Annotated in this window: 21 protein-coding genes; all 21 read left to right on the plus strand. The window is 59.8% G+C overall.

The features are described 5' to 3' along the window. The first annotated feature begins 28 nt into the window (after positions 1–28). The 21 genes from ACM530_RS24735 (at position 29) to ACM530_RS24835 (ending at position 17,366) form a co-directional block, all read left to right on the plus strand. Positions 29–235 (plus strand): phage head-tail joining protein, encoded by a 207-nt coding sequence (locus tag ACM530_RS24735; protein WP_242198042.1) that lies wholly within the window; start codon positions 29–31, stop codon positions 233–235. Beyond that, entirely contained in the window at positions 235–1,716 is a 1,482-nt protein-coding gene (locus ACM530_RS24740; RefSeq protein ID WP_242198040.1) for a phage portal protein, read from the plus strand. The genes ACM530_RS24735 and ACM530_RS24740 overlap by 1 nt, the downstream gene beginning before the upstream one ends. Further along, entirely contained in the window at positions 1,713–2,849 is a 1,137-nt protein-coding gene (locus ACM530_RS24745) for a head maturation protease, ClpP-related (protein ID WP_242198038.1), read from the plus strand. The genes ACM530_RS24740 and ACM530_RS24745 overlap by 4 nt, the downstream gene beginning before the upstream one ends. Further along, positions 2,846–3,184 (plus strand): head decoration protein, encoded by a 339-nt coding sequence (locus ACM530_RS24750; protein WP_065929222.1) that lies wholly within the window; start codon positions 2,846–2,848, stop codon positions 3,182–3,184. Before ACM530_RS24745 ends, ACM530_RS24750 begins: the two co-directional genes overlap by 4 nt. Before the next feature lie 62 nt (positions 3,185–3,246). Further along, positions 3,247–4,242 (plus strand): major capsid protein, encoded by a 996-nt coding sequence (locus ACM530_RS24755; RefSeq protein ID WP_099489030.1) that lies wholly within the window; start codon positions 3,247–3,249, stop codon positions 4,240–4,242. A 2-nt stretch (positions 4,243–4,244) separates the two neighbouring features. Continuing rightward, positions 4,245–4,565, plus strand: coding sequence for a hypothetical protein (locus ACM530_RS24760; RefSeq protein WP_242198036.1), 321 nt, complete (start codon positions 4,245–4,247; stop codon positions 4,563–4,565). Continuing rightward, positions 4,562–5,227 (plus strand): phage tail protein, encoded by a 666-nt coding sequence (locus tag ACM530_RS24765; protein ID WP_242198034.1) that lies wholly within the window; start codon positions 4,562–4,564, stop codon positions 5,225–5,227. The genes ACM530_RS24760 and ACM530_RS24765 overlap by 4 nt, the downstream gene beginning before the upstream one ends. Then, positions 5,220–5,735 (plus strand): hypothetical protein, encoded by a 516-nt coding sequence (locus ACM530_RS24770; RefSeq protein WP_242198033.1) that lies wholly within the window; start codon positions 5,220–5,222, stop codon positions 5,733–5,735. Before ACM530_RS24765 ends, ACM530_RS24770 begins: the two co-directional genes overlap by 8 nt. A gap of 29 nt (positions 5,736–5,764) precedes the next feature. Further along, complete coding sequence (locus ACM530_RS24775; protein ID WP_124418879.1) at positions 5,765–6,298, plus strand: phage baseplate assembly protein V; 534 nt, start codon at positions 5,765–5,767, stop codon at positions 6,296–6,298. Positions 6,299–6,354: 56 nt separating this feature from the next. Continuing rightward, on the plus strand, positions 6,355–6,633 hold the full coding sequence (locus ACM530_RS24780; protein WP_242198031.1) for a hypothetical protein: 279 nt from the start codon (positions 6,355–6,357) through the stop codon (positions 6,631–6,633). Positions 6,634–6,638: 5 nt separating this feature from the next. Further along, on the plus strand, positions 6,639–6,965 hold the full coding sequence (locus ACM530_RS24785; protein ID WP_124417579.1) for a GPW/gp25 family protein: 327 nt from the start codon (positions 6,639–6,641) through the stop codon (positions 6,963–6,965). Continuing rightward, positions 6,962–7,843, plus strand: a complete 882-nt coding sequence (locus ACM530_RS24790) for a baseplate assembly protein (protein ID WP_124417578.1) — start codon at positions 6,962–6,964, stop codon at positions 7,841–7,843. The genes ACM530_RS24785 and ACM530_RS24790 overlap by 4 nt, the downstream gene beginning before the upstream one ends. 1 nt (position 7,844) lies before the next feature. Further along, a complete protein-coding gene (locus ACM530_RS24795) occupies positions 7,845–8,534 on the plus strand; it encodes a phage tail protein I (protein WP_242198029.1) in 690 nt (229 codons plus the stop codon). Beyond that, on the plus strand, positions 8,531–10,072 hold the full coding sequence (locus ACM530_RS24800; RefSeq protein ID WP_242198027.1) for a phage tail protein: 1,542 nt from the start codon (positions 8,531–8,533) through the stop codon (positions 10,070–10,072). The genes ACM530_RS24795 and ACM530_RS24800 overlap by 4 nt, the downstream gene beginning before the upstream one ends. Beyond that, complete coding sequence (locus ACM530_RS24805) at positions 10,069–10,500, plus strand: phage tail protein (RefSeq protein ID WP_124417576.1); 432 nt, start codon at positions 10,069–10,071, stop codon at positions 10,498–10,500. The genes ACM530_RS24800 and ACM530_RS24805 overlap by 4 nt, the downstream gene beginning before the upstream one ends. Positions 10,501–10,604: 104 nt before the next feature. After that, complete coding sequence (locus ACM530_RS24810) at positions 10,605–11,771, plus strand: phage tail sheath subtilisin-like domain-containing protein (RefSeq protein WP_416363404.1); 1,167 nt, start codon at positions 10,605–10,607, stop codon at positions 11,769–11,771. A gap of 12 nt (positions 11,772–11,783) precedes the next feature. After that, positions 11,784–12,287, plus strand: a complete 504-nt coding sequence (locus ACM530_RS24815) for a phage major tail tube protein (protein ID WP_124417574.1) — start codon at positions 11,784–11,786, stop codon at positions 12,285–12,287. Positions 12,288–12,301: 14 nt separating this feature from the next. Next, positions 12,302–12,901, plus strand: coding sequence for a phage tail assembly protein (locus tag ACM530_RS24820; RefSeq protein ID WP_124417573.1), 600 nt, complete (start codon positions 12,302–12,304; stop codon positions 12,899–12,901). Positions 12,902–13,051: 150 nt separating this feature from the next. Next, complete coding sequence (locus ACM530_RS24825; RefSeq protein ID WP_242198020.1) at positions 13,052–16,330, plus strand: phage tail tape measure protein; 3,279 nt, start codon at positions 13,052–13,054, stop codon at positions 16,328–16,330. A gap of 9 nt (positions 16,331–16,339) precedes the next feature. After that, positions 16,340–17,185, plus strand: coding sequence for a phage tail protein (locus tag ACM530_RS24830; protein ID WP_242198018.1), 846 nt, complete (start codon positions 16,340–16,342; stop codon positions 17,183–17,185). Beyond that, a complete protein-coding gene (locus ACM530_RS24835) occupies positions 17,160–17,366 on the plus strand; it encodes a tail protein X (RefSeq protein ID WP_124417570.1) in 207 nt (68 codons plus the stop codon). The genes ACM530_RS24830 and ACM530_RS24835 overlap by 26 nt, the downstream gene beginning before the upstream one ends. The last annotated feature ends 47 nt before the right edge of the window (positions 17,367–17,413 follow it).

A 17,413-nucleotide genomic window follows, 5' to 3' on the forward strand; every position in this document is an offset into this window, starting at 1 on the left:
ACCGCCAGGACCCTCCAGAGCAGAGCCCATGTCATTTACTCAAAAGCACCTCGACGCGGTTGAGGCGGCCATTGCTCGCGGTGAAAAAACCGTACGTTACGGCGATCGCACCGTGGAATACCGCTCCATCGACGAACTGCTCAAGGCCCGCGACGAGATCCGCACGTCGCTGAATCAAGCCGCTGGACCGCGCTCTCGCGTAGTCAGGCTCTACCACGGAGGCAAGGGAATCTAATGGCTCGACATTATCCGACGCTGACCCGTAATGGATTCTTGCTGCCGTCGAACATCAAGGCCAGTTACGAAGGCGCCGGTGAGGGCCGACGCTCGGCCAGTTGGGAAGCCACCGACAACGGCATCAACAGCATCAATACCCCGGCCCTGCGCAACCTGCGTGCGCGTTCGCGGGCGGCGGTGCGTAATGACCCGTACGCGTTCAACGTCATCGACAAGCGCGTCAGCAACCTGATCGGCACCGGCATCACGCCCAGGCCGACCACGGACGACGCCGAGCTGCGCAAGCTCAAGCAGCAGCTGTGGGATGACTGGGTGGATGAGGCGGATGCCGATGAGCTGACCGACTTCTACGGCATGCAGGCTCTGGTGGCGCGCACCGTTGAAACGGCCGGTGAATGCTTTGTGCGGTTGCGACCACGCAGCCCCAGTGAGGGCTTGGCGGTGCCGCTGCAGCTGCAGGCGCTGGCGCCTGAGTTTGTCCCCCATGACAAGTTCGAGACCGCCAAAAACGGCAACATGATCCGCGCCGGTATCGAGTTCAACCCGGCCGGTAAGCGTGTGGCGTATTGGATGTACCTCTCACACCCACGCGACTCGTCGTCACTGAACGTTGGTTACAACCAGTTGGTTCGCGTACCGGCAACACAGGTGCTGCATATCTTCGAACCGATGGAGCCCGGGCAGTTGCGCGGCGTCCCACGGTTGGCCCCGGTGCTGAAGCGCCTGCGCAGCCTCGACAATTACGACGACGCGGTGCTGTTCCGGCAGGAAGTGGCGAACCTGTTCGCGGGCTTCATCAAGCGCCCGGCACCGGAGGCTACGCAGCAGCCTCGCGATCCCGTTACTGGCATGCCATTGAACGTTGACCGTGACGGCTTCACGCCGATGGTCGCCTTGGAGCCCGGCACCATGCAGGAGCTGGGGCCAGGTGAAGAGGTGGAGTTCTCCAAACCACCGGATGCCGGCAACAACTACCCGGACTTCATGCGGCAGCAGTTGATGGCGGCGGCGGCGGGTTCGGGCACCCCGTACGAGATCCTTACCGGCGACATGCGCGAGGTCAACGACCGGGCACTCCGGGTAGTGCTCAACGAGTTCCGCCGGCGTCTGGAGCAACTGCAGTTCGGCGTGTATGTGCACCAGTTGTGTCGCCCGGTGCGTGCCGCCTGGATGGACATGGCGGTGCTGTCCGGTGCCCTGGCGCTGCCGGACTACGCGCAACGTCGACGCGAATATCTGCGCACGCGTTGGGTGCCGCAGGGCTGGGCCTACATCCAGCCGGTGCAGGACGTTCAGGCGCGTCGGATGGAAGTGCAGGCGGGCTTTGGCTCGCGCAGCGAGATGTGTCTGCGCAACGGCTACGACGCGGAAACCATCGACGCGGAAAACGCCGCTGACCTCGCCCGGTCCACGGACCTCGGCCTCAACTACACCACGCTTGATGCCATCGAGACGAATGACGACAAGGAACAATCATGAGTAAAAAAGCCAAGCCCCGCGTCTTTGACAAGGCGGGCAAGCAGGTCAAGGTCGCCGACAAAAGCTGGTACACCCTTCAGGCTAGCGGCGAAGCCGAGCAACGCAGCATCGAAATCTTCGTGTATGGCGAGATCGGCGCCTGGGGCGTTACCGCCAATCAGTTCGTGCAGGATCTGCGCGCCATGGATGACGGCGCATCACCGGTGATTGTTGCCTTTAACAGCATCGGCGGGGACTTGTTCGACGGCCTGGCGATCCACAACGCGCTGTCGCGCCTGGGCGAGCGCTGCACGGGTCGCATTGATGCCCTGGCGGCGAGCGCTGCCAGTGTCGCAGTGTGCGGCGCTCACCGAGTGGTGATCGCGGCCAATGCCATGTTGATGATCCACAACCCCTACACCTTTACCGGTGGTGATGCCGAAGACTTCCGCCGTGTCGCGGATGTGCTGGACCAGACCCTGGAAGCGATCATCGCTGCTTACAAGGCCAAGGCGCCTGACATCGACGAAGCCGAGCTGCGACGCATGGTCAATGCTGAAACCTGGCTTACGGCCAACGAAGCGGTGGCACTGGGTCTGGCTGATGAGGTGGGCGACGGCTTGAAGGTCAGCGCCTGTCTCGGCCAAGGCAGTGTGCTGCAGCGTTTCCAGAATGCTCCGGCCGAACTGCTCGCCCAGCTTGATGAAGAGCCGGAAGTGGAGCTGCCTGAGCTTGTCGATCCACCGGCACCTGTACTGGATGCGGCCGGGCTAGCGCTGATGGTCACCAAGGGGTGTGCGGCGGCCGGCATCAGCAACCTGGTAGATCCGATACTCGCTGCGACGAAGTTGGAAAGCGAAGCCGTGATCCAAGCCGCGCTGACCAATGCCAAAGCCCTGCACGGCCTGTGTGTCGCGGCACGCTTGCCCGAGCTGACCGGCGAATTCATCGCTGCCGGCCTGGACGAAGCCGCCGTCAGGGCGCGGTTGTTCGACAAGCTGGTGAGCAGCGGCGGTGGCTTTGAAATCAACAATAGCCTGCCGCTGGACGATGACCCAGCCGCAACGATCAAGGCCAAACAGGTCGACACCCACTCAATCTGGGCCACCCGTCAGGCGGCACAGAACGGAACCTCGAAAGGAGCAAGAGCATGAAAATTGAATCGATGCACGCGGGCGAGTTCCTGCTGTCCGAAGGCGCTGGCAACATCTCCCGCGAAGCGATCAACGTCGCCGCCGGTGCCGCCTTGGAGCCTGGTCAGATCCTCGGCCTGGTCACACTCACCGGCGAGTTCGCCCCGTATAAGCCGACCGCCGAAGACGGCACCGAAAACGCCATCGCGATCCTCTATGGGCCACTGGGCGAATCGGATGTGCCACGTCGTGGCCGCGCCATCGTGCGGCTGGCCGAGGTCAGCGAGGCACATTTGACCGGCCTTGATCCTGCTGCTGAAAAGGCCCTGGCTACCCACTTCGTGATCGTCCGCTAAGACGTTCACCCCCTTTTATTCATCCCGCTGCGTGCGGGATTTTTTGTTTCTGGAGAGTACCCATGGCCGATATCGCCATTTTTGAAGACGATGCATTCAGCGTTTCCTCGCTGACCGCTGCAATCAATGACCAGGAATACCTGCCAGGTCGTATCAGCAGCCTGGGACTGTTTCGCGAAGAAGGCATCAGCACGCTGACCGTGCAGATCGAGAAGGACGGCGACACCCTGGCGCTGGTGCCAGCTGGCGAGCGCGGTACCTCAGGCTTGGTGGTTGGCGGTACCAAGCGTCAACTGATCCCGTTCAACACCGTCCACCTGCCGGAACGCTTCACCATCAAGGCCGACGAGATCCAAGGCATCCGCGCCTTCGGTACCCGCAGTGAGTTGCAGGCCGTGCAGGACGTGGTCAACAAGCGCCTGGCGAAAGCGCGCCGCCAGTTGGATGCCACTCACGAGTTCCAGCGCATGGGCGCGTTGAACGGCCAGGTATTGGACGCCGATGGCAAGACGGTCCTGTTGGACATCTATAAATCGTTCGGCGTGAATCGCCAGAAGCTTCAGATGGGCTTGAACAGTCCAGACACCGAGCTGCGGGTTAAATGCGGCGAAGCGTTGGACATGCAGGAGGAAGCCCTCGGCAGCGTCACCAGCAGCGGCTCCCGCGCGATGTGCGGCAAGAACTTCTGGAACAAGCTCATCGTGCATAAGTCGGTCAAGGAGACCTACCTCAACACCATGCAGGCCGCGTCCCTGCGTGGCGATGCCCGTGAAAGCTTCGAGTTCGGCGGGATCGTCTGGGAGCGTTATCGCGGCAAGGTGGCCGGTGTTGCTTTCGTCCACGACGACAAGGCGCTGCTGATTCCCGAAGGTGTGCCGGATCTTTACATCTCTTCCTTCGCGCCGGCCGACTATATGGAAACGGTCAACACCCAGGGCATCCCGTACTACAGCAAGATCGAGCCGCTGCCGTTCAACAAGGGTGTCGCCGGTGAAGCCCAGTCCAACCCGCTGCACCTGTGCACGCGGCCTCGGGCGCAGATCCTGCTGGAGATGTGACCGTGGCTTTCCGCGAACTGATCGACGACATCGACGCGGTGGTGTTCGAAACACTGGGCGATACCGCAAGGATCGAGGGTCGTGACGAACCAGTGCTCGGCATGTTCGCGGCGCCCTGGTTGCAGCCCAAGCTCGGCAAGCTGAACACCGGCTTGCGCGAGCCTCGGTTTGAGATCCGCGTCAGCGATTCGGAAGGCTTGAAACGCGGGCTATTGGTTAGCGTCGATTTGCCTGCTTTGGACGGCGGCGGCGATTACGACCTGCTGCAGCTGGAGCCGAGCGGCGACGGTCTGGTCGCCTTGATTCTGAGGTTACGCCCATGAGCATCGGTAGCCATTACAAGCCCTCGGCTGGCGGCGGCATGATTTCTATCCAATCTTCAGCAACAGACCTGCAGGCGTTTCAGGACTTTGCCAAGTTGGTGCCCAAGGCAGCTGCGACTGCTCATCGTCGAGCCATCAACAAGACGCTCGGGTGGTTGCGCACACACATCGCCCGGGCGGTCAGTCGGCAAGAGCGCATCGCTGTTGCGGCGGTGCGTCAACGGTTGCGCAGTTACCCGGTGTCCGGCGGGGCTTCAAGCGGCAAGCTGTGGTTCGGTCTGAACGCTATCGAGTCCAGCCGGATCGGCCGCGCGCGGCAGACTGGGAGCGGTGTATCGGTGGCGGGGCGGCGTTATCAAGGCGCGTTCCTCAAGAAGGTCTACGGCAACAAGCCAGATATTTGGATTCGCACCGCGAGCAAACATTTTAATGCTGATGATTATCCTGACAGCACGGTGTCACCTGGTCGCGGGGCAAGTTCTGGATGGGTCGCGGAAAATGGCAATCGCTTTCCGTTAGCCAAGGCCAAAGTGTCACTGGAGCAAGCCCGTCCCCATTTTGAAAGCTGGGTACAAAAGGCCGATGAACGTTTGCTGGAGATCCTGAAACAAGAGCTCAACTACGAGCTGCAGAAATACCTCAAGAGGATCGGTAATGGCTGACGAACCTTTTAGCCTGGATCAGCTTTATCAGGCGATAGAGCAACACCTGTCGAGTCACCTGCACGGGGTTCAGGCCGTAACTGCCTGGCCGAACATCGAAGAACGTATCGCGTTGCCGGCTGTGTTTCTGGAGCTGGCTGAGATTGAGCCGGGTACCGACATCGGCACGGGTGAAGCCGTGTTGGTGTGCAAGTTCGAGGCACGCATCATTGTTGACCCGATTCATCCCCGACATCAGCAACAGGCGGTGCAGTTGGCTACTCAGCTCGCCGTTCTACTGCGCGCACAGACCTGGGGGTTGGCGGTCGAGCCAGCGGAGTTCGTCCAGGCCTTACAGGATTGGACACAGCCAGCGCTCGATGGGTACACCGTATGGCTGGTGGAGTGGACGCAGCAAGTGTATGTCGGTTCCGAGGAATGGCCTTGGCCTGACCAGCCGCCGGGCATGCTGTTATTCGGTTTCAACAACGACGTCAAAGAGGACTTTGTTCCTGCGGAGGACTTGTGAGCGGATACGCCACTGCCCAGCACGACCGGATGCTGGCGGGGGTAGTGAAGGAATGCTTCGTAGTGGCGGTCGATCTGGCCGCCTCCCCGCCGGTTTGTCGGGTTTCAGATGGCGAGTGGGTTAGCGCATGGGTGCGCTGGCACAGCATCGCCGCCGGCAAGGCCAGGCACTGGCGGGCACCCTCCATGGGGGAGCAGGGGACTTTGATAAGTGCCAGCGGTGACGTGGCCCAAGGCACTTTCATACCCGGCCTGTATGGCAATGCAGGCCCACCACCGGATAACCGCGATCATGTAGAAGTCTGGCGTTTTGACGATGGCGGCTCGCTGATCTACGACTGGCAGGCCAAGAGCTACAGCATCACCCTGCCGAGCGGTACGGTGACTATCAGAGTCGCCAGTACAGAGGCAGTCATCACGGACAGCGCCGTGAACGTGACCACCGGCAACATCAATCTGAAAGCAGCGGTGCTGATCGACGGTGCATTGCACGTTACAAAGGGCATCACTAGTGCTGGCGCGATCATTGACGCCGGTGGCAACAGCAACCACCACACACATTAATTTCAACTCACAACAGCCCGCCCAGTGCGGGCTTTTTCACATCTGGAGTCTGCCTTATGAGTAAGCCTAGAACTGATGGCGATCTGTCCGGGTCTGTCGAAGCGGTTGCGGCCTCGGGATTGAAGCACGCACTGCTTGGTCCACCCGTGAATGCTGACACGGTGGCGTCCATCGTTCCCGCACGCGTATTTCGCGACAAGGTTTTCACCTCGCGCACACTGATCCTTCCCAGCGGCGAGGCGCTTCCTGTGATTGCAGGTCGCGTCACCGCATGTGGCGATGATCAATTTGCGTTCTTGAAAGCGCATCCAGATCTGGAGCAAGTCAAGGAGTAATCACAATGATCGGAATGGACCGCCACACCGGCCAGCCCATCTCCGGCATCGCGCACTTACGCCAATCAGTTCCAGACATCTTGGGCACCCCGTTGGGCAGCCGCCGGCATCGGCCGGAATACGGCAGCATGCTACGGCGGTTCGTTGACTTGCCCGTTAATGAGGGCTGGAAAAGCGCCGTACAGGCGGAAGTCGCCCGCGCCCTAGGGCGCTGGGAGCCGCGCTTAAAAATGGACCAGGTGCGCGTCATTTCCGTGATCGGCGGGCAAATCAATCTGAAGCTCGTCGGCCAGTATCTTGGCGACGCCGTCACGCTGGAGGTGGCCGTATGAGTACCGTAGATCTTTCGTCGTTGCCGGCGCCGACCGTGTTGGAGCCGCTAGACTTCGAAGAGGTGTACCAGGAGGCGTTGGGAGTCTTTCGCGGCTACATGGGCGGTAACTGGACCGCCGCGCTGGAAAGTGATCCGGTGGTCAAGGTGTTGGAAGTCGGCGCTTACATCAAGGTTGGTAATCGCGCACGGGTCAATGATGCTGGCAAGGCGGTGCTGCTGGCGCACGCCGTGCGCGGCGACCTTGATCACCTGGGGGCCAACGTCAATCTAAAGCGCCTGGTCATTCAAGCTGAAGATCTGCTGGCAGTGCCACCGGTGCCGGAGGTCAAAGAGGATGACGATCCGTTTCGGGAGCGCATTCAATTGGCCTATGAGGGCCTGACCACCGCCGGGCCGCGTAACAGCTACATCCTGCACGCCCGAAACGCATCTGGGTTGGTGGCAGATGCTACGGCCGAAAGCCCAGCGCCTTGCTACGTGACGGTAACGGTGTTGGGCCTCGACGGGGAGGGCGTGGCTTCGCCGGCATTGCTGGCTACGGTGTCTGCCGCGCTGAATGACGAAAACGTTCGGCCGGTGGGAGATCGAGTGACGGTGCAAAGCGCCCAGGTGATCCGCTATCAAATTAACGCGATTCTGCACATGGCCAGTGCTGGCCCTGAAGCCGACGCCAGTTTGGTAGAGGCGAAAGCTCGATTGGCTGCCTGGATCAATCCGCGCAAGCGGCTGGGCGTCGAGGTGGCACGATCCGGCGTAGACGCTCAGTTGCACGTTGCCGGCGTTTCTCGGGTGGAGTTGATCGGCTGGCAGGACCTGGCGCCCACCAAGGCTCAGGCGGCGTTTTGTACGGGCTACACCGTGACTCTGGCGGGTTGATATGAAAAGCCTACTGCCGATCAACAGCACGCAATTGGAACGGGCCATGGAGGCTACGTTTTTTGAGAAAACGATTGTCCCGCTCCGTGACCTCTACAACGCCGATACCTGCCCGGTGCATTTGCTGCCGCACCTGGCGTGGGCGTGGTCAGTGGATCGCTGGGATTACCGATGGACTGAAGCGACAAAACGCGCCGCGATCAAGGCGTCTTACTACATCCATGCTCACAAAGGCACCATCGGTGCGTTGCGCCGAGTAGTCGAGCCCCTGGGCTACCTGATCGAGATTGTCGAGTGGTTCAAGATGGTGCCGGAAGGCATCCCGGGCACGTTTGCGCTGAAGGTTGGCGTTCTCGACACTGGCATCACTGAGGAAATGTATCAGGAGCTGGAGCGGCTGATTGATGACGCCAAGCCCGTCAGCCGTCACCTGACAGGGCTCGCTATCAGCCTTGAAACCACCGGTGTGTCGAACATGTTCGCCAGCGTTTATGAAGGCGATGAAATCGACGTATATCCTCCCGTCCTGCGCGACATCAGCACCACTGGCGTGATTGGCAGTACCGGCCGTGAGCACTCTATCGACACAGTTAGCGTTTATCCGCCGATCACCGGCGTCATCGACCTTGCCTGCTACATCGGCGCAGCCGGGCGGGAACATTCCATTGACACACTGGACATCTACCCATGATCGATTCCAATTCGCAGTTTTTTGCGCTTCTTACCGCGACCGGTGAGGCCAAACAGGCCAATGCCGACGCGCTGGGCATTCCCTGGAAACTCACCGAACTGGGTGTGGGCGACGCCAACGGCACCGACCCTATCCCTGACCGTACACAAAAAAAACTGATCAATGAACGGCGCCGGCGGCCACTGAACAAGCTTTCAGTTGACCCGTCAAACCCCAATATCATCGTGGCCGAACAAATCATCCCAGCCGATGAAGGCGGTTGGTGGATTCGAGAGATGGGTCTGTACGACTCCGATGGAGCCCTGGTAGCTGTCGCAAATTGCCCGGCTACCTACAAGCCATTGATGTCTCAAGGATCTGGTCGCACTCAAGTTATTCGCATGAACTTCATTGTCTCCAGCGCGGCGAACGTTGTGCTGAAAATCGACCCGGACGTCGTTCTGGCTACACGCCAGTATGTCGATGATTCGGTGGTCGACGGGATCAACAGGCAAGACGTGAAGCAATCAGTACTGGTGGCAACGACTGGGCCGATCCAGCTGGCTGGTGTACAAACGATTGACGGTGTGGCAGTGCCGCTCGGCTCGCGGGTGTTGGTCAAGGACCAGGCGCAGGCAAAAGATAACGGGATCTACCTCACAGCGGAGATTTGGAAGCGCACCAGCGATGCAGATACCAGCGTCAAGGTCACCCCGGGCTTGTTGGTTGCCGCCGAGCAGGGCGCGGTGAATGCCGATACGTTGTGGTTGCTGTCGACCGACGGGGCGATTGTCCTGGGAACCACGGGACTGAATTTCAAAAATATTACGCAAGGTCTCGCGCCGATCAGTTCGCCGGCGTTTCTGGATAAGCCCACAGCTCCAACAGCCCCTCTGTTTGACAGCGGTAAAACGCTGGCTAATACAGAATTTGTGCAGCGGGCGCTCGGTAACCTGAGTGGTATCAGGATCTATGAAATCACCGCCAGCATGGCCGCATCAGATTTTGGTCGTCTTGTTCTGGCGAATTCTGGGTCTGCAATCTCATTGACTCTTCCTCCAATTGGCAACGTGCCAATTGGAGCGACGATCCACATCAGAAACGTCGGTGGGGCTCCGTTAACAGTAGTGCCACCCGCTGGTGGAACTATGTCCGCCGTTGCCACGCGCACGCTGCCGAGCGTTGTGGTCAACGTCGGCGGGTCTCTTGACGTAACCGTGCAAGGCTCCAATTACTTCATGGCCGGTTCGGCGTCTTTGAAGCACATCGCCGACTTTGCCGAATCGACAGGTCATCAAAAGTTACCTGGTGGGGATGTTGAACAATGGGGTCTTTATGTTTCGGCTCCATCAGGTTCTGACACGGTAATCCCGCTGCCCTACGCGCTTTCGGCGGTGCCTACAGATATTCAGCTGACGTTCGCCGATTTTACTAGCGGTCAAAGAGTTGGTGAATATCCGGTATTGCAAGCGAGAAATAGCACGCTCGGGAGCATCACCGTTCGAAATCTCTATAGCGCTAACGCCTCATTTTTCTGGCGAGTCAGGGGTAAAGCATGACTGTCTTTTATAGTCCTGAAACAGGCTTCTTCTACGACGATCAGGTATGCACGTTTATCCCTGCTGATGCGCGGGAGTTCTCCGCCGAAGCCAGGGACGAGCTGTTGGCTCAAGTCAGTCATGGAAAGCGTTTGGTTTGTGGGCCGGATAAATGGCCTGTTGTGGTAGACGCTCCGGAGCAGACAGACGAACAGTTGGCCGAAGTCGAGCGGTATTGGCGCTCGGTTCAGTTGACGTCTACAGACGGCGTAGTGACCCGGCATCGTGATGAGATTGAAGACGGGTCGCCAACCTCGCTAACACCGGAGCAATACGCCGAGTTGCAAGCATATCGGCGCTTACTCCGTAACTGGCCTGAAGCTGGTGAGTTCCCTTTGAGCGAACATCGCCCTACGGCCCCTGACTGGCTCTTGTCGCTGCAGCAGTAAACGCCCCGCACTGACGGGGCGTTTTCTTTTCCACTACACGTAACACGTACATCCCTAACGGCCTCGCTCATGCGGGGCTTTTTCGTTTCTGGAGATCGAGCTTTATGAGTTTCTTTCATGGCGTTACCACGACCGACATCAAGACTGGCGCACGCACTATTTCGTTGCCGTCTTCTTCCATTATCGGATTGTGCGACACCTTCAACCCGGGCGTGCTTGGCGGCGGTACTGCCAAGGCAGGCGAGTTGAAGCTGATCACCTCTGAGCGCGAAGCCATTGCCGCTTTCGGTGAAAGCTCGGCGATCACCAAGGCCTGTAAAGCAATCTACGCCAAGGCCAAGGCGGTGATTGTCGCCATCGGCGTACCGAAGCTTGAGGACGCGGCGCTGCAAACCTCGGCGATTATTGGCGGCGTCTTGGCATCTGGTCAGCGGACCGGCCTGCAGGCGTTGCTGGATGGTAAAAGCCTGTTCAACGCGCAACCACGGTTGTTGATCGCGCCGGGACATACCGCCACGCAAGCAGTGGCTACAGCACTCGATAGCCTGGCGCAGAAGCTGCGGGCTATCGGCATTCTCGATGGTCCTGGCACCACGGATGAGGCAGCGATGCTCTACGCCGATAACTTTGGCAGTCGCAATCTGTTCATGGTTGACCCGGGCGTTCAGTACTGGGACACCGAACTCAGCAAGACTGTTGATGCGCCGGCGTCGGCCTGGGCGGCGGGCTTGTTCGCCTGGACCGATGCTGAATATGGCTTCTGGGCCTCGCCGTCGAACAAAGAGTTCTCGGGTATCACCGGCACGACTCGGGCGGTTGAGTACCTGGACGGTGACGAGACTTGCCGCGCCAACCTGCTGAACAACGCCAATATCGCGACGATCATCCGCGATGACGGCTACCGCTTGTGGGGCAACCGCACGCTTTCGAGTGATCCGAAGTGGGCATTCGTCACCCGCGTTCGCACGCTGTTCATCCTTATGGACGCGGTGCAGGCAGGCCACAAGTGGGCCGTAGACCGCTCGATCACCAAGACTTACGTCAAGGATGTGACTGACGGCTTAGACGCCTTCATGCGCGACCTGAAGGCCCAGGGCGCGATTATCAATTTTGAGGTGTATCCGGACACCGAGCTGAACACCGCCAGCCAGATTTCCCAGGGCAAAGTTTATTGGCGCATCCGTTTCACCGACGTGCCGCCGGCAGAAAACCCGAATTTCCTTTTTGAAGTCACCGATCAGTGGATGACCGAAGTTCTCGAAGCAGCCTAAGGGGCCTAGTCAATGATTCCTCAAACTTTGTTTAACACGAACCTGTTTGTCGACGGCGTGAACTTCGCCGGCGATGTGCCGACTCTGACGCTGCCTAAGCTGACGGTAAAGACCGATGAATATCGTGCCGGTGGCATGGCAGGTGCCATCGAGATGGCGCAAGGCCTGGAGAAAATGGAGGCGTCCTTCGTCACGAAGGGCGTGCGTCGTGAGTCGTTAAAACACTTCGGCTTGGCTGATGGCACGGCGTTTAACGCGACATTCCGAGGGGCTTTCAGAGGGCAAAAAGGCGCAGTGACGGCGGTGGTCGCCACCCTGCGCGGCTTGCTCAAAGAGGTCGATCTGGGCGACTGGAAAGCCGGTGATCCGGCTGAGATCAAGCACGCCATCGCGCCGTCTTACTACAAGCTCGAAATCGACGGTCGCCTCATGTACGAAATCGACATGGTCGCGGGCGTTCAAGTGATCGACGGCAAAGATCAACTGGCTGACATCCGCACCGCGCTGGGCCTTTAAGGGAATAGATCTAAATGAATAAAGCTACTTTCAAAGAAGTGCCGGCCTGGCTGTCACTCAATGCGCTCGCCGCCGTCGTGACGCTCACGCGGCCAAGCAATTCCAACGGCGTGTTGGTCGAAACGTTGACATTGCGTGCGCCGGTCGTTCGGGAGGTGCGGGCAGCCGACCGCGCCTCTAATGGCGACGACGAACAGCGCGAACTGATGCTGTTTGCGGGGTTGGCAGATGTCGGTGTCAAGGACCTGGAAGGCCTCAAATTGGCGGACTATCGCCGTGTACAAACCGCTTACTCGCACCTGGTTCCCGATACCGACTACACCAACGTAATGCCGTCGTGGTTGTCTGTGACCACGGATCAGGCAGTGGTGACGCTTTCCTGTCCGAGCACAATCAATGGAGTGTCGGTTGATAAATTGGCCCTGCGCTCTCCGACGGTGGGCGATGTGCGTACGGCAAATCGTGACGCGGGCGGGGATGACGAGCAGCGGGAGCTGATTTTGTTTGCCGCGCTTGCCGGTGCGCCTGTCGCAGATCTGGAGGGCCTGAAGTTGGTGGATTTCAACCGTCTGCAGGCCGGCTATTTTCGTATGGACCAAGACGACGGGCTTTGATCCTGGCGTAATGAAAATGGCCGCGAAACGTCTGGCGGCGGAAACCGGATTTTCCGCTGCCGAAATTCAGTCGATGCCGTTTGCTGAAATGGTGTGGTGGCTCACGGATTGAGCTGCCGTCGGTAATGCAGTGCAAATGGGGGCCATGACATGGCGAACAAAATCGCCCTCGGGCTGGTGATTGGCGGCGCCGTCAGTGCGACTGTCGGTGCCGCGTTCAAAGATGTAACGGGCCGTATTAAACGTCTTGAGGCGGAAGGCCTCAAGGCGCGGGTTCTGCAGCGAACTATCGGCGATACCATTCGCTTGCGTGATGAATGGAAGAAAGCCCATGACAGCGGTTCTGAGGGAGCATCCAAGCTGCTGGGGCGGTTGAACTCCAATCTCGACAGCTTGAAAAAGCAGGGTATTGAAGTCGGCCGGCTGGAGAAGGCCTATCGGTCAATGGGTCAGACCGCCAATAAAGCGGAACTGAAGGCCCGGGGGCATCAGCAACTTGATGCAGGTAGGACCGGGATGAAAAGCACAGTCGGCGCCGCTGTCGTCGGAATCGGTGCTCTAGCTGTTCCGACTAAGGTCAGCGCGGACTTTGGAGCCATTGTTCGTGATATCGCGATCAAGGCTGGCATTGCCAATAAGCCGCAAGAAAAGGAGGTGTCACGCAAGATCATTGATACCTCGCGCGACACAGGCATGGCGCGCAACGATGTGGCCGACGTGGTTAACCAGTTGGTGAGCGCCGGCATGGATTTGAGCAAGGCCCTGGACTATGCGCCAGTTGCGGCCAAATTTGTTGTAGGACAGGGATCGAACGGTGTTGATACTGCGAAGATGATCAACGCGCTGGGTCAGAACGCCAAGATCACTGATCCCAAGCAGATGCAGCAGGCTCTGGAAGCGATTGCCTACCAAGGACAGGCGGGCAGCTTTGAGGCGGTCGACATGGCCAAGTGGTTCCCTGAGCTATTGGCGAACATGGGCAGCCTCGGTATCACTGGCATTGATGCGGTGACGCAGTTGGGCGCCATGCTGCAGGTGCAGATGAAGTCTGCCGGCGGCGCCGATGAGGCGGCGAACAACCTCAAGAACTGGATGAGCAAAATCGGCTCTGGCGAAACCGTCAAAGCGTATGCAAAGGCGGGTATCGACTACAAAGGGTCGATGCAGACCGGTTTGCAGAACGGTATGTCTACGCTTGAAACCAGCATGGCGTTGGCGCAGAAGTACATCCAGGCCACTGATCCGAAGCGCGCGGCGGCGATGGCTGAGGCGACGGCAAAGATCAGCAAGGAATCCGACCCGGAGAAAGCCAAGGCCATGATGGCCTCGCTTGAGGAGTCACTGCGCACCGGCGATCTGTTCGCCGATATGCAGGTCAAGGCTGCGCTTTCCGCTTACATGCAGAATAAGGCGCTATACAGCCAGCTCAAGAATGATTCGCGAGACGCAACGGGCATTCTCGATAAAAACCTCAGCGAGCGACGTGAGGCGTCGTCGCAGAAGTGGGCCGAGATGGCTCAGTCGATGGATGATGCAATGCGTAGCGTCGGGGACGCCTTGCGTCCGGTCACGGACACCGTGGCTGAAGCATTGACCAAAGTCACCAAGGGCATTACCTCGCTGTCTGACAGCGCGCCCGGCGTTGTGACGGGCATCACTGCAGTCGGTGGTGGGCTTGTCGCTCTCAAGGGCCTGCTTAGTTCGTTCAAAATCGCTAAAGGATTGCTCAACGTTGCGCGGGGCTCGTTAGGTGGCAAGTCCGGTGAAGTACAAAAAGTCTTTGTGACGAACTCCCCGGATGGGGGCGGTTTTGATGGCAAGGGCAGCGACCCCAAGGGGAAGGCCGGTAAAGCCCTGTCGTTGGTTGAGTCCGGGCTCAAGGCTGTGGCCGCTTTCAAGGATGACTCAGATGATGTCGAGGGTAAGGATGATAAGAAACCCGGCAAGTTCGACATTGTTGCGACAGGCCTTAAGGTTGTCTCTCTGGCAAAAGAGGCGGCGTCTGGCAATGAAGGCGGCGCCACGGTTGGCGATTCGGCAGCGGGCGGCGCTGATGTTCAAAAGGTTTTTGTCGTCAATGCAAACGCTATGGGGGCGTCGAATGGAGGTATAGGCGACCTTCGTCGACGTGGTCCCGGCTCAAGGCGTAACCCTTCGCGTCGGCGGCCCATACCGCCTCGTGTGGCTAGTTCGCCGCGACCTCGGGTACCGGCGCCGCGCCCGTCAATGCCACGGCCACCAGCTCCGGCCCTGCGCCCGTCAGTGCCACGGCCAACAGCTCCGGCCCTGCGCCCGTCAGTGCCACGGCCACCAGCTCCGGCCCTGCGCCCGGCAGCGCCACGGCCACCAGCTCCGGCCCTGCGCCCGACAGCGCCACGGCCACCAGCTCCGGCCTTGCGCCCGGCAGTGCCACGGCCTCCGACTCCGGCCCTGCGCCCGACAGTGCCACAGCCTCCAGCTCCGGGCCCACGTCCGCCAGTGGAGCGTTCGCCTGCTCCGAGCTCGCGTCCGCCAGTGCCACGGCCGCCGGTTGCAGTTCCGAGTTCACCGGCGGCTCGGCCTCCTGTGCCCGGTCCGCGTCCACCAATGCCGCGACCACCGGTACTGGCTCCTAGTCCGCCAGTGCCAAGGCCTCCAGCGGTGATCCCCCGGCCGCCGCTTTTACCAGTTACGGTTCCAACGGGGGCGTTAGCTAAATTGGGTGGGGTGGTGCAAGCGGTCGGTAAGATTGGCAAAGCGGCCAAGATGATACCCGGCGGTTCGCTGATGGAGGCCGGCGCCATGGCCTTCGATACCTATCAAAACGCCAAGACCAAGGACGAGAAGGCCGAGGGGTATGGTGCCGCCGCTGGTAATCTGGCCGGTACCATGGCCGGCGCTGCTGCAGGTGCGGCTATTGGTTCGGTAGTGCCGATTATCGGCACAGCTGTTGGCGGGCTGATAGGCGCCTACCTGGGCAGCATGGGTGGGGCTGCGGTGGGTGGCGCTGCGGGTAAGTCGTGGTTTGGGGGCGATGACGAAAAGCCTGCGCCTCCGGTAACACCTTTGCTGATGGCGCCTCGGCCGGGGCCGGCTATTCCAAGCTTGGCTGCCATGAGCAAGTCATTCAATGGCCAGAACGGTTCGGGTGCGCTGCTGATGGCACCTGCGCCGCATTCGCCGGCGTTGGGTGACGTGGCGCGCTCGATGGCGGTGTCTGCACCGACCAAGCCGGCGGCAGTGGCAATTCAGCCCAAAGAACCAGAGAAGCCCGTGCCAGCCAAAGTGGATCAGAAGTTTGAGTACTCGCTGACGATGCCAATTACGGTGCAAGGGGATGTGAAGGATCCCCAGCGCTTGGCGCAAGACCTCATGCCGCATATGCGGCTCATGATGGCGGATGCGGCTAAACAAAACGCCGCGAAGCTGTACGACGAACCCCACCTGTAAGGAGGCCCAATGGCTTATATGGAACAGATGCAATCGGGCCTCAAGTACCTGGTCGAAGCCGGAGAGGCTGGCAGGCGAAGTGCTGACGGTATGCTTGGGCCAGTCAACGGCGCGATCAGGGAGATAACCGGCGCTGCATCAGAGTTGGAAAATATCCCGTTTGTGGGGCCGTCAGTTGGTGCCAAGTTACAGCGGGTCATGCGTGGTGTGAATGCAGCACAGGCCAAGGTCGGCCAGGTGGCGGCCGTGTACGGCCGTGCGACACGGGCGGCCGCCGAAGTTCAGGAACGAATGGGCACACTGAAGGAGCAGGCGGGCAAGGTTGCTACGGCAATCAACAAGATCGCCGGTAATGTCAGTCCTTCGTTGGCGAACATTGTGCCTACCAGTGCCTTTGCGATGGATGCAACGCCGGCACCGGAAGCGGTGAAACCGTTTCCGCACCTGCTGATCATCCAGCCCCGCGACCCCAAGATTCAGCCGTACTACTTCAATTTAGATACGGCTGCCTTTGACGAACTGAGTCGCTCGACTGAGTTTCGCTGGGCTTCCCAGGAGCGACTGACGCGACGTCCGGCGCAGCAGGCTGTGGGCATGGGAGAGGAAAAGCTCACGCTTAAAGGGACGATCTACCCAGGCTTCAAGGGTGGCCTCAAGCAGCTTGATACCCTGCGCACCATCGGCGGCCGGCTCCAGCCGCTCACGCTGACCACGGGCTATGGTGAGGTGATCGGCACCTGGTGCCTGAAGACCATCAACGAGGAGCAGGGCGCGCTGCTACACGGCGGGATTCCCCGTAAACAAGGGTTCACTTTGGAGTTTGCGCGCTATGGCGACGACATGCAGAACATCTGACGGTGACATGCTCGATGTCATTTGCCATAACGTTTACGGCCATCTCAATGGCACCGTTGAGGCGGTACTTGATGCCAATCAGGGATTAGCAGATGAGCCCCAGCCTTACCGTGCTGGCGTGGTGATCGTGCTGCCAGACCTGCCAGGCCCGACCGAGGAGGGGATTAGTTTGTGGGATTGACCCCGAACAACACCGCCAGCAGCACTTCACGATAAACGTGACGATAC

The organism is Pseudomonas sp. NFX183, assembly GCF_047943075.1.
GTDB lineage: Bacteria > Pseudomonadota > Gammaproteobacteria > Pseudomonadales > Pseudomonadaceae > Aquipseudomonas.

Coding starts and splice junctions, on each gene's coding strand:
- ACM530_RS24735 (WP_242198042.1), top strand. CDS start 29: ATGTCATTTACTCAAAAGCACCTCGACGCGGTTGAGGCGGCCATTGCT.
- ACM530_RS24740 (WP_242198040.1), top strand. CDS start 235: ATGGCTCGACATTATCCGACGCTGACCCGTAATGGATTCTTGCTGCCG.
- ACM530_RS24745 (WP_242198038.1), top strand. CDS start 1,713: ATGAGTAAAAAAGCCAAGCCCCGCGTCTTTGACAAGGCGGGCAAGCAG.
- ACM530_RS24750 (WP_065929222.1), top strand. CDS start 2,846: ATGAAAATTGAATCGATGCACGCGGGCGAGTTCCTGCTGTCCGAAGGC.
- ACM530_RS24755 (WP_099489030.1), top strand. CDS start 3,247: ATGGCCGATATCGCCATTTTTGAAGACGATGCATTCAGCGTTTCCTCG.
- ACM530_RS24765 (WP_242198034.1), top strand. CDS start 4,562: ATGAGCATCGGTAGCCATTACAAGCCCTCGGCTGGCGGCGGCATGATT.
- ACM530_RS24770 (WP_242198033.1), top strand. CDS start 5,220: ATGGCTGACGAACCTTTTAGCCTGGATCAGCTTTATCAGGCGATAGAG.
- ACM530_RS24775 (WP_124418879.1), top strand. CDS start 5,765: ATGCTGGCGGGGGTAGTGAAGGAATGCTTCGTAGTGGCGGTCGATCTG.
- ACM530_RS24780 (WP_242198031.1), top strand. CDS start 6,355: ATGAGTAAGCCTAGAACTGATGGCGATCTGTCCGGGTCTGTCGAAGCG.
- ACM530_RS24785 (WP_124417579.1), top strand. CDS start 6,639: ATGATCGGAATGGACCGCCACACCGGCCAGCCCATCTCCGGCATCGCG.
- ACM530_RS24790 (WP_124417578.1), top strand. CDS start 6,962: ATGAGTACCGTAGATCTTTCGTCGTTGCCGGCGCCGACCGTGTTGGAG.
- ACM530_RS24795 (WP_242198029.1), top strand. CDS start 7,845: ATGAAAAGCCTACTGCCGATCAACAGCACGCAATTGGAACGGGCCATG.
- ACM530_RS24800 (WP_242198027.1), top strand. CDS start 8,531: ATGATCGATTCCAATTCGCAGTTTTTTGCGCTTCTTACCGCGACCGGT.
- ACM530_RS24805 (WP_124417576.1), top strand. CDS start 10,069: ATGACTGTCTTTTATAGTCCTGAAACAGGCTTCTTCTACGACGATCAG.
- ACM530_RS24810 (WP_416363404.1), top strand. CDS start 10,605: ATGAGTTTCTTTCATGGCGTTACCACGACCGACATCAAGACTGGCGCA.
- ACM530_RS24815 (WP_124417574.1), top strand. CDS start 11,784: ATGATTCCTCAAACTTTGTTTAACACGAACCTGTTTGTCGACGGCGTG.
- ACM530_RS24820 (WP_124417573.1), top strand. CDS start 12,302: ATGAATAAAGCTACTTTCAAAGAAGTGCCGGCCTGGCTGTCACTCAAT.
- ACM530_RS24825 (WP_242198020.1), top strand. CDS start 13,052: ATGGCGAACAAAATCGCCCTCGGGCTGGTGATTGGCGGCGCCGTCAGT.
- ACM530_RS24830 (WP_242198018.1), top strand. CDS start 16,340: ATGGCTTATATGGAACAGATGCAATCGGGCCTCAAGTACCTGGTCGAA.
- ACM530_RS24835 (WP_124417570.1), top strand. CDS start 17,160: ATGGCGACGACATGCAGAACATCTGACGGTGACATGCTCGATGTCATT.